Origin of the sequence: Extibacter sp. GGCC_0201, assembly GCF_017566055.1 — a bacterium.
Lineage (GTDB): Bacteria > Bacillota > Clostridia > Lachnospirales > Lachnospiraceae > Extibacter.
Genome location: NZ_JABFCH010000017.1, coordinates 17,935 through 32,546, shown reverse-complemented (window position 1 = coordinate 32,546; position 14,612 = coordinate 17,935). Strand labels below are relative to the sequence as shown.

Here is a 14,612-nt window from a genome sequence, read left to right as displayed (position 1 = left end):
AGTTCAATCAAATGACCAGTCTTCTTTTATCAGATATTCTTTCAATGCCTGTATGTCTTTGACGATCAGGTATCCTTTATCCTTCTCTATCAATCCCTCATTCGTAAGCGACAGAAATATGTTCGAGACCGATACCCGGGACAGGCCTGTCTGATAGGCCATCTCCTGATGGGTGAATTTGATGTTCAGCTTATAAGAGCCGTCTTTCGTCTGGATGCCGTACAGCTGGAGGAGGCTGAGCAGCGAGTGATACACCCTGTAGCTGGAGTCATTAAAGCTCATCTGCTCTAATAGACTTGTTATGAGACGAGTCTTCAGAGACAAGGCTTTCAGCAGAGTCATGCTGAAAGCAGGATTCACGTATATCTCATCGATGAAACGCTTTTTGGGAATCAGATACAGCGCAGTCTTTGTACATGTCGTTGCAGTACAATAGTTTGCCAGCTGGTCCAGGCAGGCGAGCTCTCCAAAACAGGTGCCCTTGTCAGCGATGTAGATGCTGCGGCGCCTGCCGTTGACGCCGTACAGGTCGAGCACGACCCGGCCTTCTCTGACGAGGTAGACATAAGAAGTGACATCACCCTGCCGGTAGATGACGGCATCCCGGGCGTATGTCTTGACAGTGGAATCTTTCAGAATCGGTTCCCAGTCCTTATCATCCATGCTCAGCCATGGGGACATATAGGGTGCAATCAAATCGGGAGAATTATTTTTAGCCATTATTATCACACTCCTTTTAACTGTAATAAGAACAGGAAACGACACAATATTCCGACGATTGAAGATTGTTAAATAATAAATTATAAAATTACGGCAGTTTGTAAAATAGTTTACAGAAAAATTATAGCATGATTCCTATAATTGTCAATATGAATCAATTGATCCAATTGACAGAAAATTGAACGAGAAAGGAGATGAATACATGGCAGAGATCGACCGGCATTCTTTTATCTGGGGCATGATAGCAGCTTTCGGCGAATGCGTGGCCCAGGAGGTGAAAAAGACGGCATTCAGTCCTCCGTTTCCCCCTTCCGAATTGGAACAGCTTGAGGAGGAGGCTGAGAGAATCATGAGAGAACAGGGCTTATCTTTCTATCTGGAAAGAAACCCGGATATCCCGGAGGATAAAAGGGTGTACTGGTGGGTCCTGTACAAATTCCCAGAAGTGCTTGGCGAATACGAGGCATTAAGAGAACAGGGGTATAACCCTGGCTGGGAATTCGATCGGTTCAAAAACTTGTTAAGCTATGGGACAGCATGGGGGCCGGGGCATGAAGCCGTAGTCCCCCAAATAAGAGAAGAGGCAAGCCCTATGGATCCGGTGGCAAGAATCTTGTTCCCGGACCATGGATGGCCAGTTGAAAGAGATGTTTAAAGGAGGATACAGAATGAATTCATATGGCTTTATCGAGACGAAAGGATTTGTAGGCAGCGTAGAGGCTGCAGACGCGATGGTGAAGGCGGCCAATGTAGAAGTGGCCGGAAAGATGGAAATTGGGGGAGGCTACATGACAGTCGCAATCAAAGGTGATGTGGGCGCGGTGAAGGCGGCCGTGGACGCAGGAGCAGAAGCGGCCAAGAAAGTTGGGGAGCTTGTCAGTGCCCATGTGATACCGAGGCCGAACGAAGGTCTGCTGGATATGTTCCTTGAGAAAGAGGAAGTTTAGGCAGCCGGAAGACACGGCAGCAGGAAAGGAGTTGTAACGATTGAAGAAATTTTATACAGCAGCAGATGTTGATTATTGTGCCTCCAAGGGAGAGACGGTCATCTATATCAATCCAGGCGATGTCGTCACTTCCGTTGCGAGGGAGGAAGCCGGGAAGAAAGGGATACGGTTTGAGGCAGGAGGAACGGCAGCCCAGACTGTAATACCGCAGCCAAAGGCTGACACGCCGTCTCCGGTGCCGCCCGCAGTACCGGCATATCACCCGGCGGGGCCCGCAGCACACGCAGTGCCCCAAGCCTATCCGCAGGTGAAAGCGCTGCCCTACAAAGGCCTCTTGGGCGAAGCGGAGATTGACAGATGGAGAGAAGACTTTCCGATCCTGAAATCAGTGGCCCACCTTGGCAACTGCTCCCAGAGCGCGCAGTCGAAGCAGGTGCTCGCCGGCATACAGAGATATCTGGATAACTGGGGAAGCGTAGGCATGGACTGGGATTCCTGGATGGAGGAGATCGAGCTTGCGAAAGCAGAGTTCGCCAGACTCATAGGCGCTGAACCAGACGAGATTGCAATCGCATCGTCCGTATCCGACCTTGTGAGCTCTATAGCCAATTCCCTTGACTATACAGGCAAACGGAAAAAAGTGGTCGTGACAGATATGGAATTTCCGACCGTGGATTACATATGGCTTGCAAACCAGCGACATGGAGCAAAAGTCGATTTTGTATCCGTCAACGAGAACCATGAGATTGATATCAGCGAATATGAACGGTATATAGACGAGGATACGCTGCTGACATCCATCACCCAGGTATATTATCTGAATGGATTTAAACAGGATGTCAAAGCGATTGCAGACATTGCGCACAGGAAAGGGTCCCTCGTGCTCGTTGATGCTTACCAGTGCCTTGGAACAGAGCCTATGGATGTCAAAGCCATGAACATAGACATCCTCGTATCCGGATGCCTGAAGTATCTGTTCGGCATCCCGGGTGTGGCTTTCATGTATGTAAACAGAAACCTCATACAGGAGCTGAAACCGTCTGTGACCGGATGGTTCGGCCAGACGAATCCCTTCCTGTTCCAGACGAGATATCTGGACTGGGCCAACAAGACGAGCCGGTTCGATACGGGTACGCCGCCAGTGCTCACTGCATATGCGGCCAGAGCGGGGCTTGAGATTATCAACCAGGTCACAGTACCTAAGATCAAGGACCGGATTGACATGCTGAGCGCGCATGCCCTGAACGGCGTAGCGGCAAGAGGACTGAAGACGATCAGCCCCTTCGACGTAAGCAAAAAGGGAGGCACCACGGCCATTGTCTGCGGTGACAAAATAGATTCCCACACAATGGAAAAACTGCTGCGAGACAGAAATGTCATCGGTTCAGGCAGGGGCGACGTGATAAGGCTCGCACCTCATTTCTATACAAAGCCTGAGGAGATAGATTACGCGCTGGATTGTATCAGGGACATTCTGGAAGGAAGGTAGGTGCTGTACATGTATATCTGCAAGGTACAGGGAAAATGCGTTTCCACGATCAAGAATGAGCAGCTAGGGGGCTGCAGCCTGATAACGATGCAGCGTCTGAACAAGTCAGGGGCGCCGGCGGGAGAAATGCTCGTAGCGGTCGATATGATCGGCTGCAGCGTGGGAGAGACAGTGCTCGTGACAAGAGGCTCGGGGGCACGTGCCGCACTGGGCACTGACAGTCCCGCAGATATGGCAGTCGTGGGAATCGTAGACACTTATGATTGTAAATGAGATGTAAATGAGAAATAGGAGGATTCATATATGAAGTCAAAAGGATTTATTGAGACAAGAGGTCTTGTGGCAGCAATTGAAGCGGCAGATGCAATGGTGAAGGCGGCAAATGTAACGCTGGCAGGCAGGAAGATGATTGGAGGCGGGCTAGTGACCGTCATCATCGAAGGCGACGTGGGAGCTGTGAAGGCAGCAGTGGACGCGGGAGCGGCGGCAGCCCAGAAGGTCGGAGAACTGGTCAGCGTTCATGTAATCGCAAGGCCGGATTCCGAGATTGACACATTCCTGCAGTAAGGCGGGTGTGTTATGGAAGAAGCGAAGAAAGAAAATCTTAATCTCAGGACCTTTATCATTGTTGACAATATGCAGCCCCAATATGCTGCCGTCACAGGAACGGTGTCTAAAGGTGACATTCCGCTGGCAGGGATGAGCGAGCTCTATTTAGAGCTGGCGCCGGGCAGCGGGGTGTATGACCTGCTGAACGCGGCGCTCAAATCGTCCAATGCCAAGCCGGCATTCCAGATCGTGGAAAGAGAGTACGGGGAGATAGAGCTGCACTCCTTTTCCCCGGAGGATGTCAAGCAGGCCGGCGAAGCAGTGCTTAACGCCTGCGGACTTACGGTTCTGGACCGTATGAAGCCGGCCATCGTGTCGGAGCAGATAATCTCCAATACGGATGCTTATCAGGCACAGCTGATCAACAGGGATTCCCGCCACGGGTCCATACTCGTACCGGGGGAGACGCTGTTCATCATGGAGGTGGAGCCAGCGGCGTACATATCGATAGCTGTAAATGAGGCGGAGAAGAACGCAGATATAAAAGTCGTCACGTTCGACCCAGTCGGACGGTTCGGAAGGATGTACATATCCGGATCAGAGAGTGAAGTCCGCAGTGCACGGGATGCGGCAATTGCAGCAATTACGGGAGTGGAAGGAAGAACATAGCTTATGGGAAATGATATATTTGCAGATTATATCCGGAAGTTAGATCAGAAGAAAGAATCTGTCGCGCCGTCTCTGCCCTATGCTGTGATCCAGGAACCAGCAAAAGCCGAAGGAAACGGGGAGACGCTGGCGGTCCTTAAGGATATCAGCCAGAAGCTTTCCGATATGCAGGCACTCCGGGAACTTCCGCCAGATGCCAAAGCAGATCTGGCCATCGTGGGCGGGATGCTGGTGCTGCCTGGCCACGGCATCTTTAAGGCCGATATCTTCATTAAGGACGGGAAGGTGCAGTCGTTTGGCACAGGAGAGGGAATCCATGCGAAGAAGACAGTGGACGCATCGGGAACGTATGTCTGTCCTGGGCTGATGGATCCTCATGTACATTTGGGCCTGTTTGCACCTATGGAGACAGATATGGCATCAGAGACGAAGGCGGCCGTCATGGGAGGGATTACGACGACAGGGGTATTTTTCGGAGGAGCAGACTCTCACTTTTCCACGTTTCCGGAGATAGAAGAGCAGGCAGAGAAGTATTCCTACACGGATATCGTCCCACATCTCGTCATCGGTAATGAAGAACAGATGCGGGAGATACCTGATTATGCCCGCTACCTTGGCGTGACATCCTTCAAGGTGTACATGAATGGGATACCGGGCATGATTCCGAGCGTAGATGACGGATTCATCCTGGATGTCATGGCACAGATGAAGCGCATCGGCAGGCAGTGTATCCTCTGCTGTCATACTGAGAATACCCATATCGTATCGAGAGCGCTTCGGGACGCAAAAGAAAAATATGGTGATGGCGCAGACGTCAGTGACTGGATGGAAAGCCATCCTGCCATGGCAGAGGAGGAGGCGGTGATGCGGATCTCGTATCTCGCCGGGAAGAGCAGGATTCCGGTGTACCTCGTACATATCGGTACAAAGGAAGGGATTGAGAAGCTGCGCCAGATCAAGCCGTTCAACAAATACGTACATATCGAAACGACGAGCCCTTATCTGTCTGTCACGAGCGAGCAGTTCGACGGCCCTCTCTACAAGATGGAGCCGCCTCTTCGGAACCCGGAAGACAAGAACGCGCTCTGGGAGGCGCTTGATGACGATGTCATAGACACGATAGGGACAGATAATGTATGTGAAAACATAGAAGAGAAGCAGCCGGAGCGTTCTATCTGGGACGTGGTTCCGGGATATTCCGTATTGGAGACGCATCTGGCGTCTGTTCTGACGGAAGGCGTGGTGAAAAGAGGTATCAGCATAGAAAAAGTAATTACCCATATGACGAGGCGTCCGGCAGAGGCATTTGGCATCTACCCACAGAAAGGGACGCTGCTACCGGGAAGCGATGCGGATCTCGTATTGATTGATATGAACGAGACAAGGGAAGTACATGCGGAAGATATGCATTCCCGCTCGGATTTTTCCATCTTCGAGGGCAGAAGCCTTACCGGATGGCCGGTGATGACGGTCAAGGGAGGCAGCATCGTGATGGAGAACGGAATGCTCGTGGCAGACGCGCCGTCGGGACATATGGTGAAGCGATAGGAGGGAACATAACTTGAAAGAAATCAGAATACATGGCAGAGGCGGTATGGGCGCGGTGAAAGCGGCAGAAGCGCTCGTGTACGCAGCGGTGATGGATGGGAAATATGGCAATTCGATTCCGTTCTTCGGATTTGAACGCCAGGGAGCACCGGTAACAGCCTTTGTGAGAATCAGCGAAGACCCCATCCGGCCTAAGAACAGGGTATACCATCCAGATGTCATCATCGTGCTGGATCCGACGATCATGAAGGCGGTCAACGTGTTTGAAGGTGTCAAAGAAGGCGGCATCCTTGTGCTCAACACGGCACATGAACCGGAAGATCTGGATATTCCCAAGAACATTGCTTCTGTCACCGTGGCAGATGCCACGAAGATAGCTCTGGATATGATTGGAAGACCGATTACCAATACCGTCATGCTCGGCGCATTCTGCAAGGCGACAGGGCTCGTATCTGTCGACGAGGTGGCCGGGAAGGTGGAAGAACTGTGGGGCACCAAAAATAAAGAAGCGCTGTACAAAGGTTATGAATCTGCCGTGACGGCGGCTGTGCGATAAAGGAGGTGGCAGAAAAGATGGAATTTAAGAGTGAATATATCGTGCCGGTTGGAGCGGATGGCATCCATGTCCTGAACACAGGGGACTGGAGGACGCAGCGTCCGGTGCTAGATCAGGAGACGTGCATCGCCTGCGGCACATGCCTACTGTACTGCCCGGTGAATTCGATAAGGAAAGCGGACGGAACATTTACAATCTGTTACGACTACTGTAAGGGCTGCGGCATATGCGCCCACGAATGCCCGAAGGATGCAATCACGATGATACCGGAGGAGGGGAAATAGATGCAGAGATTAGATGTATTAAACGGCAATATGGCGGCGGCTGTCGGAGCTGCCCTTGCAAAACCGGACGTCATCGCAGCTTATCCGATTACGCCGCAGACGCCGGTCGTAGAGTATCTCACACAGTTTGCCGCAGACGGGAAGATAGACGCGGCCATGAGCGAAGTGGAATCTGAGCTTTCCGCGATGAGTGTGGTTACCGGTGCTTCTCTTGCCGGATCAAGAACCTTTACAGCGACGGCTTCACAGGGACTGTCACTTATGTATGAGCCTTATTTCAGGGCATCGACGCTGCGGCTCCCCATCGTGATGGCCATCGTCAACCGGGAGATGATATCTCCCCAGAGTGTCTGGGGCGGGCAGCAGGATTCCATGAGCGTCAGAGATGCGGGGTGGCTTCAGATATATGCGGAAGACAACCAGGAGATACTGGATCTCGTAGTGCAGGCATTCAAAATTGCGGAAGATAAGCGGGTCCTGCTTCCAATCAATATCTGTTACGACGGATTTTACCTGTCACATATGACAGAGAGGGTTATGGTACCAGAGCAGGAAAAGGTGGATACCTTTCTTGGAACTTACCATCCGGAGCATATTATTCTGGATCCGGAACGGCCTATGGCGGTGGACCCGCTTACAAACGGCGCCCTTTTGATGGAATATAGGTACAAACATCTGAAGGCCCAGCAGGCGGCGCTGGAGGTCATCGATGAAGTGGACAGAGATTTTGGAGAGCTGTTCGGCCGCAGCTACGGAGGCGCCATCGAGGAATATCGGATGGAAGACGCGGAATATGCCATCATCACGACAGGGTCCATGTCGGGCGCCGCAAAAGATATGGTGGATGCAAAACGGGAAGAAGGCGTGAAAGCGGGCCTGATCCGTATGCGTATGGTCCGCCCGTTCCCGAAGGAGCGGATCAGAAAGGCGCTGGCAGAGGTGAAAGCCTTCGGCGTGGTAGATAAGAACGTGTCGTTTGGCTGTGACACGGGAATCGTATATCAGGAAGTAAGAGCTGCCATGTACGGCGGAAACAGCGTACCGTCCGTGCCGGTTGTCGGCGGCCTTGGCGGTGAGGATATCTCACTTCAGATGATGGGAGACGTCATCGACACAATCGTCCATGCCGCGCAGGAACAGACAGACAGCGAGACGGTATGGCTTATGGTGGAAGAAGGGTAGGTGGAAGAGGATGAATATTGTAGATAAATTAGCGGCAAAAGAAGATATGGTCTCTCCCGGCATATCAGCCTGTGTGGGATGTAACGTTGAGCTGACGCTGCGTACCTGTATGAAAGTGCTCGGTCCGAACACCATCTATGCGGTACCTCCCGGATGTATGGGAGGAGTAGGGGTCGTTGGATGGGATACGGAGTCCGGATCTAAGATTCCGGTGTTCTTCCCGCTTCTTGACAATGTGGCGTCTATGCTGGCAGGCATCAAGATGCACTATGAAAAACAGGGAAGAGATGTGAACGTGGTGGCATTTGCAGGGGACGGGGCGTCGACAGACGCAGGCATGCAATGCCTGTCAGGCGCTGCGGAACGCGGGGATAAATTGATCTATATCTGTTACGACAACGAAGGATATATGAATACGGGATACCAGAGGAGCAGCGCCACGACGAAATATTCATGGACGACGACGACGCCGGTGAGCAAGGAAGGGCGCGGCGGCAAGAAACAGCACAAGAAGGACTTCCCCATGGTCATGGCCATGCATGATATCCCTTATATGGCGACCTGCTCTCCGGCCTACATTCCGGACATGGTGCGTAAGCTCGAGAAGGCGATAGAAGCGTCCAGGACGGGGCTTGCTTATCTCCACGTGTTCAACCCGTGCCTGACCGGATGGGGGATAAAGCCGGATACGAGCATCGAAGTGTCAAGGCTTGCGGTAGAGAGCAATTTCTTCCCGCTCTATGAAGTGGAACATGGTTCCTTTACGATTAACAAGACATTCAAGGAGCCAAAACCGGTGAAGGAATATCTGGGACGCATGAAAAAGTTCAAACACCTGAATGAGGAAGAAGCGGCAGAAATCCAGGAACTGGTCGACTACAAGTGGAACCGGCTCACGAAGCTTGCCGGCCTATAACAGGAGAAGGAGGGAATACATGGTACATAATCTAGAAGCCTTATTCAATCCTGAGAACATCGCGGTCATCGGCGCCAGCAATAATCCGCTGAAAGCCGGATATACGGTCATCTACAACCTGAATCAGATTGGATACCCCAAGCACGTATTTCCCGTTACGATGTCGGCAGATGAGATTCTGGGGCACAAGTGCTACAAGAAGCTCTCAGAGATTGAAGAGACGGTAGAACTGGCCGTACTAGGCACACCGGCGAAGATGATATATGACATAATGGCCGACCTTGCAGTGCGAATGGAGGAAAAGCGGGATATCAAGGTAATCGTCTGCATCGCCGCGGATTATGGCGAGACGAAGACGGAGGAAGGGATACGCAGACAGGACTGCCTTATTGAGACTGCAGCAAAGTACGGGATCCGTGTGGTCGGGCCGAACTGCATCGGAATCATCGACAACATCAACCGTGTGGATACGACTTTTGTTGAGACGCTCATACCGAAGGAGATGAGGGGACAGAAAGGAGGCATCAGCTTTATCTCCCAGAGCGGCGCCATGGCGGCTTCCATCCTGATGATGGGCGCATCCGGGCCGGCCCCGATCTCCATGAACAAGTTCATCTCCATAGGAAATATGGCGGATGTAGACTGCATCGACCTGCTGGAGTATTTTGAGCAGGATGAGGACACGAAGGTCATCGGCATGTACCTGGAAGGATATCCGGACGGCAGGAGGCTGATCGACACGCTGGCAAGAATCGCCCGAAAGAAACCGGTGGTAATCCTGAAGGTCGGCCGCAGCAGCATCGGGGCAGAGGCTGCCAACTCCCACACAGGCTCCCTTGCCGGGGCTGATTCCGTATACGACGCGGCATTTTGCCAGTTTGGAATCATAAGGGTATACACGATAGAAGATATGATGGATACGCTTCAGGCTTTTGACGCGATGAAGATACCGGACGGCAGGAACTGCTTTTTGCTGACACAGGCCGGAGGCCCGGGAATCTATTGTACAGACGCATTTGTAGAAGAGAAGGTCCTTGAGTTTCCGCTCGTATCAGAAGAGACGAAGAATAAGCTTGCAGCCGCTCTGCCGCCTATGGCAAATGTCTGTTCTCCGGAAGGATATGCAGATATCACGGCCGCAGCCACTGTGGAACATCATGTAGAAAGCCTCAGAATTGTCATGGATGACGATGCGGTAGACAGCGTCATATTCGTGACCGTCGTGCCGACGTTCCTGCCAAGAAGGGAGCTGGCCGAAGGGCTGCTTAGCCTGCTTGCAGAAGAAGGATACAAGGAGAAAAAGCCTGTATGCATCTGCATCATGGCGGGGAATTACGTATGGGAATGCCGGGAGATACTGGAGCGGGGAGGGATACATACCTTTGATACCCCTGCCCACTGCGTGAAGGCGATGAGCCACATGACGGCCTACGGCCAATTCTTAAAACGTCAGGAGGAAGAGGCGGATGAGTAGATTTTTAAATGAACTGGATGCAAAGAACCTTCTTTCTGAATACGGTGTGCCAATGGCCAGGAGCAGGGTTGCCGCGTCGAAGGAGGAGGCTGTACAGATAGCGGGAGAGATGGAATGCCCGGTTGTCATGAAGATACTGTCCTGCGATATCCAGCATAAGACAGAGGCAGGATGCGTATTTCTCGGTGTAAGAGAAAAGGATGCAGGTACGACATATGAAAAAATCATGGAGAACGCGGCAGCTTATAAGGCTGACGCCGCCATTGACGGGGTGCTCATGCAGGAGATGGCGGCAGAGGGGCTGGAGGTTATCGTCGGGATGAAGAAAGACCCGCAGTTCGGACCTGTGCTCATGGCAGGCAGCGGCGGCATCTACGTAGAGGTGTTTCAGGACATCGCACTCAGGCTGCTTCCCATAGATGAGAAGGAAGCAGAACGGATGATAAAGGAGACGAAGCTGTACCAGATTATCAGAGGAGCCAGAGGGACGGAATATGACATGGACGCTCTGGTCGGCTGCCTCCTGAAAGTATCGGAACTCGCAGTAGATCAACCATCTATCGAGGAAATCGACATTAACCCGCTGTTCTTGTACGAGAAGGGCAAAGGAGCGAAAGGGGTAGATGCTTTGATCAAGATTACCGAGGAGAAATAAGCCTATGAAAGAGAAAGTAAAAAAGATAAGAGAGAGAAAGTTTCCCCATATATTTGCCATCTTGTTTGTGATGATGGTCATAGCGCTCATCGCCACATGGATCGTACCATCCGGGGCATACGAACGGGCGGCGCTGGAGGACGGCACGTCACAGGTGGTGGTGACGGATTCCTTCCAATATACGGATAAGGAATACCTGAATCCGTTCTTCCTGCTGAAAGCCGTTACGCAGGGACTGACAGGAGCGTCCCTCGTGGCGTTCACCATCCTGATTATCGGTGCGTGCTGGCAGGTTATCAATGCGACCGGAGCAATCGCGGTCGGCATCAACTCGATTGCCAGAAAGCTGAAGGGGAAGGAGATGCTTATCTTCCCGATACTTATGTTCGTGTTTGCGTTGATTGCAGCAATCATCGGAGGTGCGGAACTGATGCTCGTATATCTTCCGGCAGTCATGCCCCTTATGCTCGCCCTTGGATTTGACTCTATGACGGCGACAGGCATGGTAGTCGTATCGGCATTCTCAGCCTTCTCCGTCTCTGTCACGAATCCGTTTACCGTGGGAATCGGGGATGAGATTACGGGGCTGCCATTGTATTCGGGGGCATGGTTCCGCATTATCCTTCAGGTCGTATTCTATGTGGCAGGCGTCCTGTATGTCCTGCACTATTCCAAAAAAGTGAGGAAGGATCCGAAGAGCAGCCTTGTATACGAAGAGAGCGCGGCACTGGCCAGGCGATATGAGAACCAGACGGGAGAGACGCAGGCCACTGGCCGGCACAAACTGATTGGCGCCGCGCTTGTCATCATTCTGGCGGTGATGGTGTACGGGATTATCTCACGGGGCTGGTATATGGAAGAGATCAACGGCCTGTTCATCATCGCGGCCCTCATTGCAGCCGTCATCGGCAGGCTTAAGGCCGAGGACGTCTGTACGAATATGATTGAAGGCGCCAAAGGTGTGATAGCAGCGGCAATCGTATGCGGGCTTTCCAGAGGCATCATGGTCATACTGGATGCAGGAAGTATCATTGACGTTATCATCCATGCCCTGTCACAGGCAGTCGGAATCCTTCCTCCGTCCCTGGCGGTTATCGGGATATTCTTCATACAGCTATTGTTCAACTTCCTTGTAAACTCAGGTTCCGGACAGTTCCTGATCACGATGCCTATCTTGGCCCCTCTCGGGGCGCTGGTCGGTATCAACAGCCAGACGATGATACTGGCCTCCCAGATGGGAGACGGATTCACGAATCTGCTCTTTCCGACGTCAGGGGTACTGATGGCATGTCTGGCGTTTGCGAAGATTCCGTATCAGAAATGGGTGAAGTTTATCTGGAAGTACATGTTGATAGTGACGGTTCTCGGCAGCATCAGCCTCGTGATAGCGCAGCTGATCGACTATGGGCCGTTTTAAGAAAGACGGTGGTGTGAATGTATGTAATCAGGAATTGTTTTCTTATAGACGGGCTGGCAGACGAGGGTGTGCCACATGCAATGGTCGCAGTGGAAGGAGGCCGGTTCTGCTATGCAGGAAGAGAGACGAAAGAGGCGCTTGCGTTATACCGGGACTGGGAGATGACAGATGCCGGCGGCCGGACCGTGATGCCGGGCATGATCGATGCGCATGTACATCTCTGTATGAACGGGGAGCCGGATAACTTCCGCAACATGATTATGGAGCCGGCCGGACTGGCGGCTATCCATGGCGTCAAAAGAGCACAGGAAGACCTGAAGGCCGGCTTTACGACAATCCGCTGCTGCGGTGAAAAAGGCGAGATAGATATGGATATCCGGCAGGCGGTACAGGAGGGTTCGGTTATAGGGCCCCGTATTCTGGCCAGCGGCAAGGCGCTTACGATTACAGGGGGGCACGGAGATATGTTCTCGGATTATGCGATGGAGGCCGACTGGATAGCGGAAGTGTGCGACGGGGAAGAGGAAGTGAGGAAATGCGCGCGAAAGAGGATCAAGCGCAGAGCAGACAATATCAAGCTCATGGCGACCGGCGGGGGGATGTCCCCGGGGCCTGCCACGGTGGCACAGTTCAATATAGAAGAGATGGCTGCCGCAGTGAAGGAAGCGGAAAAGAACGGCATCTGTACAGCGGCACACTGCATCGGGGAAGAAGGATGTTTCAATGCGGTAGAGGCGGGTGTCCGTACGATAGAACACGGAACGTTTCTGAATGAAGCGACAATCCGCAGGATGGCTTTAAAGGGAACGTATCTCATGAGCACGCTCTGTGCGTTTCGTACCATAAAATACGGTGCGTCTGCGGGCGTGCCGGAGGACCATCTGAAAAAGGTAGAACTGTTCGCACGGCACCATTATGTGAATCTGCACAAGGCACTGGACGCAGGCGTAAGAGTCGGTGTCGGAACAGATACGGGAACGCCGTTCAATTATCATGGTGAGAATGCGTACGAATTGGAATGCCTGACAAATAACGGGATGACACCGATGGATGCCATCAAGGCAGCTACGTCCGTGAATGCAGAGGCGCTCCTGCAGGAGGATATCGGAAGCATCGAACCGGGTAAGACCGCAGATATGCTCCTCGTAGACGGGAATCCCCTCCTGGATATCAATATATTATGTGACAAGGAACGCATACGAAAGGTATTTAGGGGCGGCGTGGCTTACGTAGACCGGGATAAAGGAATCATGCCCGCATATTAGCGTGCGGGAACAGGAAGAGGGGCTATATGAAAAAAACAGGTATTCTGCCTTATGCGGCAGGTGTCGTGATGGCCGTGTTTTTCGGTCTGTCATTCCTTGTAACGCAGCAGGGACTGGCCGAGATTCCGCCGATGGTACTGATGAGCTTCAGGTTTGCGCTGGCAGCAGTCTTTATGACAGTCCTCAGGGCATTCGGCGTCATACATATCAGCTATAAGGATAAGCCGGTGATGGGCGTCCTGGCCCTCTCGGTGTTCTATCCGGGTATCTCATTTTTCTTTGAGACCATAAGCCTGCAGTATGTTTCATCTTCGCAGGCAGGCATATTAGTGTCGATCATGCCTATATTTGTGACGCTGTTTGGGATATGGATACTGAAGGAAAAACCGATGCGCATACAGGTGTTTTTTATCATTGTATCCGTGACAGGAGTTATGGTTACTGTCGTATTTGCAAAGAGCAGCGGAAACGATGGTACATTTTTCGGCATACTGCTGATGCTCGTATCTGTACTCGGAGGGTCAGTCAATAACGTGCTCTCGCGGAAATATTCCAAGTATTTTTCATCTGTGGAGATAACGTATACGATGATATGCCTTGGAGCTGTCATATTCACATGTATTTCGCTTGTGCAGGGCATTTTTGACCGGGCGGTGCTTACGGCGTATCTCGTGCCATTTCGTTCTGCGAAAATGATGTTCGTGGTCATAGAACTGAGCATCGGTACTTCAGCGGTGGCATTTTTCTGTATGAACTATATGCTTTCCAAGCTGAAAGCAGTCAATGCGGCAGTATTCATCAATCTTGCCACAGTGATATCCATCGCGGCCGGCGTGCTCATCGTGAAGGAACATCTGTACTGGTATCAGGTCGTGGGTGGGACATTGATCGTGCTGAGCGTGTGGGGGACGAATTACTTTGAAAATCGTGTAAAAAGTTAA

Annotated in this window: 17 protein-coding genes; 16 read left to right on the top strand and 1 reads right to left on the bottom strand. The window is 52.0% G+C overall.

Features of this window, described 5'->3' with window-relative positions; translation table 11 throughout:
* Nucleotides 1–3 precede the first annotated feature (3 nt).
* Nucleotides 4–720 (bottom strand): Crp/Fnr family transcriptional regulator, encoded by a 717-nt coding sequence (locus tag HJV72_RS12055; RefSeq protein WP_117771848.1) that lies wholly within the window; start codon nucleotides 718–720, stop codon nucleotides 4–6.
* A 202-nt stretch (nucleotides 721–922) separates the two neighbouring features.
* On the opposite strand from HJV72_RS12055, the gene HJV72_RS12050 reads away from it, so the two are divergent.
* Genes HJV72_RS12050 through HJV72_RS11975 form a run of 16 tightly spaced genes read left to right on the top strand, consistent with a single transcriptional unit; the run spans nucleotide 923 to nucleotide 14,612 of the window.
* Nucleotides 923–1,375 (top strand): hypothetical protein, encoded by a 453-nt coding sequence (locus tag HJV72_RS12050; RefSeq protein ID WP_066577108.1) that lies wholly within the window; start codon nucleotides 923–925, stop codon nucleotides 1,373–1,375.
* Between the two features lie 13 nt (nucleotides 1,376–1,388).
* Nucleotides 1,389–1,667 carry a BMC domain-containing protein gene (locus HJV72_RS12045; RefSeq protein WP_208071303.1) on the top strand — a complete coding sequence of 93 codons (279 nt, stop codon included), beginning with the start codon at nucleotides 1,389–1,391 and terminating at the stop codon, nucleotides 1,665–1,667.
* Nucleotides 1,668–1,707: 40 nt separating this feature from the next.
* Nucleotides 1,708–3,156 carry an aminotransferase class V-fold PLP-dependent enzyme gene (locus HJV72_RS12040; protein WP_082912808.1) on the top strand — a complete coding sequence of 483 codons (1,449 nt, stop codon included), beginning with the start codon at nucleotides 1,708–1,710 and terminating at the stop codon, nucleotides 3,154–3,156.
* 9 nt (nucleotides 3,157–3,165) lie between these two features.
* Nucleotides 3,166–3,429, top strand: a complete 264-nt coding sequence (locus HJV72_RS12035; protein WP_066581499.1) for a EutN/CcmL family microcompartment protein — start codon at nucleotides 3,166–3,168, stop codon at nucleotides 3,427–3,429.
* A 30-nt stretch (nucleotides 3,430–3,459) separates the two neighbouring features.
* The gene (locus HJV72_RS12030; RefSeq protein ID WP_066577102.1) at nucleotides 3,460–3,723 is read left to right on the top strand and encodes a BMC domain-containing protein; all 264 of its coding nucleotides are present in this window, start codon (nucleotides 3,460–3,462) and stop codon (nucleotides 3,721–3,723) included.
* Between the two features lie 12 nt (nucleotides 3,724–3,735).
* On the top strand, nucleotides 3,736–4,374 hold the full coding sequence (locus HJV72_RS12025) for a BMC domain-containing protein (RefSeq protein ID WP_066577100.1): 639 nt from the start codon (nucleotides 3,736–3,738) through the stop codon (nucleotides 4,372–4,374).
* 3 nt (nucleotides 4,375–4,377) lie between these two features.
* Nucleotides 4,378–5,922, top strand: a complete 1,545-nt coding sequence (locus HJV72_RS12020; RefSeq protein WP_208071299.1) for a dihydroorotase — start codon at nucleotides 4,378–4,380, stop codon at nucleotides 5,920–5,922.
* A 13-nt stretch (nucleotides 5,923–5,935) separates the two neighbouring features.
* The gene (locus tag HJV72_RS12015) at nucleotides 5,936–6,478 is read left to right on the top strand and encodes a 2-oxoacid:acceptor oxidoreductase family protein (protein ID WP_208071297.1); all 543 of its coding nucleotides are present in this window, start codon (nucleotides 5,936–5,938) and stop codon (nucleotides 6,476–6,478) included.
* 17 nt (nucleotides 6,479–6,495) lie between these two features.
* Nucleotides 6,496–6,762 (top strand): 4Fe-4S binding protein, encoded by a 267-nt coding sequence (locus HJV72_RS12010; protein ID WP_208071296.1) that lies wholly within the window; start codon nucleotides 6,496–6,498, stop codon nucleotides 6,760–6,762.
* Complete coding sequence (locus HJV72_RS12005) at nucleotides 6,763–7,944, top strand: transketolase C-terminal domain-containing protein (RefSeq protein ID WP_208071295.1); 1,182 nt, start codon at nucleotides 6,763–6,765, stop codon at nucleotides 7,942–7,944. It begins immediately after the preceding gene.
* Nucleotides 7,945–7,954: 10 nt separating this feature from the next.
* The gene (locus tag HJV72_RS12000; protein WP_208071294.1) at nucleotides 7,955–8,860 is read left to right on the top strand and encodes a thiamine pyrophosphate-dependent enzyme; all 906 of its coding nucleotides are present in this window, start codon (nucleotides 7,955–7,957) and stop codon (nucleotides 8,858–8,860) included.
* A gap of 19 nt (nucleotides 8,861–8,879) precedes the next feature.
* Nucleotides 8,880–10,334 carry an acetate--CoA ligase family protein gene (locus HJV72_RS11995; RefSeq protein ID WP_208071293.1) on the top strand — a complete coding sequence of 485 codons (1,455 nt, stop codon included), beginning with the start codon at nucleotides 8,880–8,882 and terminating at the stop codon, nucleotides 10,332–10,334.
* Nucleotides 10,327–10,989, top strand: a complete 663-nt coding sequence (locus HJV72_RS11990; RefSeq protein WP_208071292.1) for an acetate--CoA ligase family protein — start codon at nucleotides 10,327–10,329, stop codon at nucleotides 10,987–10,989. Before HJV72_RS11995 ends, HJV72_RS11990 begins: the two co-directional genes overlap by 8 nt.
* Before the next feature lie 4 nt (nucleotides 10,990–10,993).
* Complete coding sequence (locus HJV72_RS11985) at nucleotides 10,994–12,406, top strand: YfcC family protein (RefSeq protein WP_208071291.1); 1,413 nt, start codon at nucleotides 10,994–10,996, stop codon at nucleotides 12,404–12,406.
* Nucleotides 12,407–12,423: 17 nt separating this feature from the next.
* Entirely contained in the window at nucleotides 12,424–13,671 is a 1,248-nt protein-coding gene (locus HJV72_RS11980; protein ID WP_208071290.1) for a metal-dependent hydrolase family protein, read from the top strand.
* Between the two features lie 26 nt (nucleotides 13,672–13,697).
* A complete protein-coding gene (locus HJV72_RS11975; protein ID WP_208071288.1) occupies nucleotides 13,698–14,612 on the top strand; it encodes a DMT family transporter in 915 nt (304 codons plus the stop codon).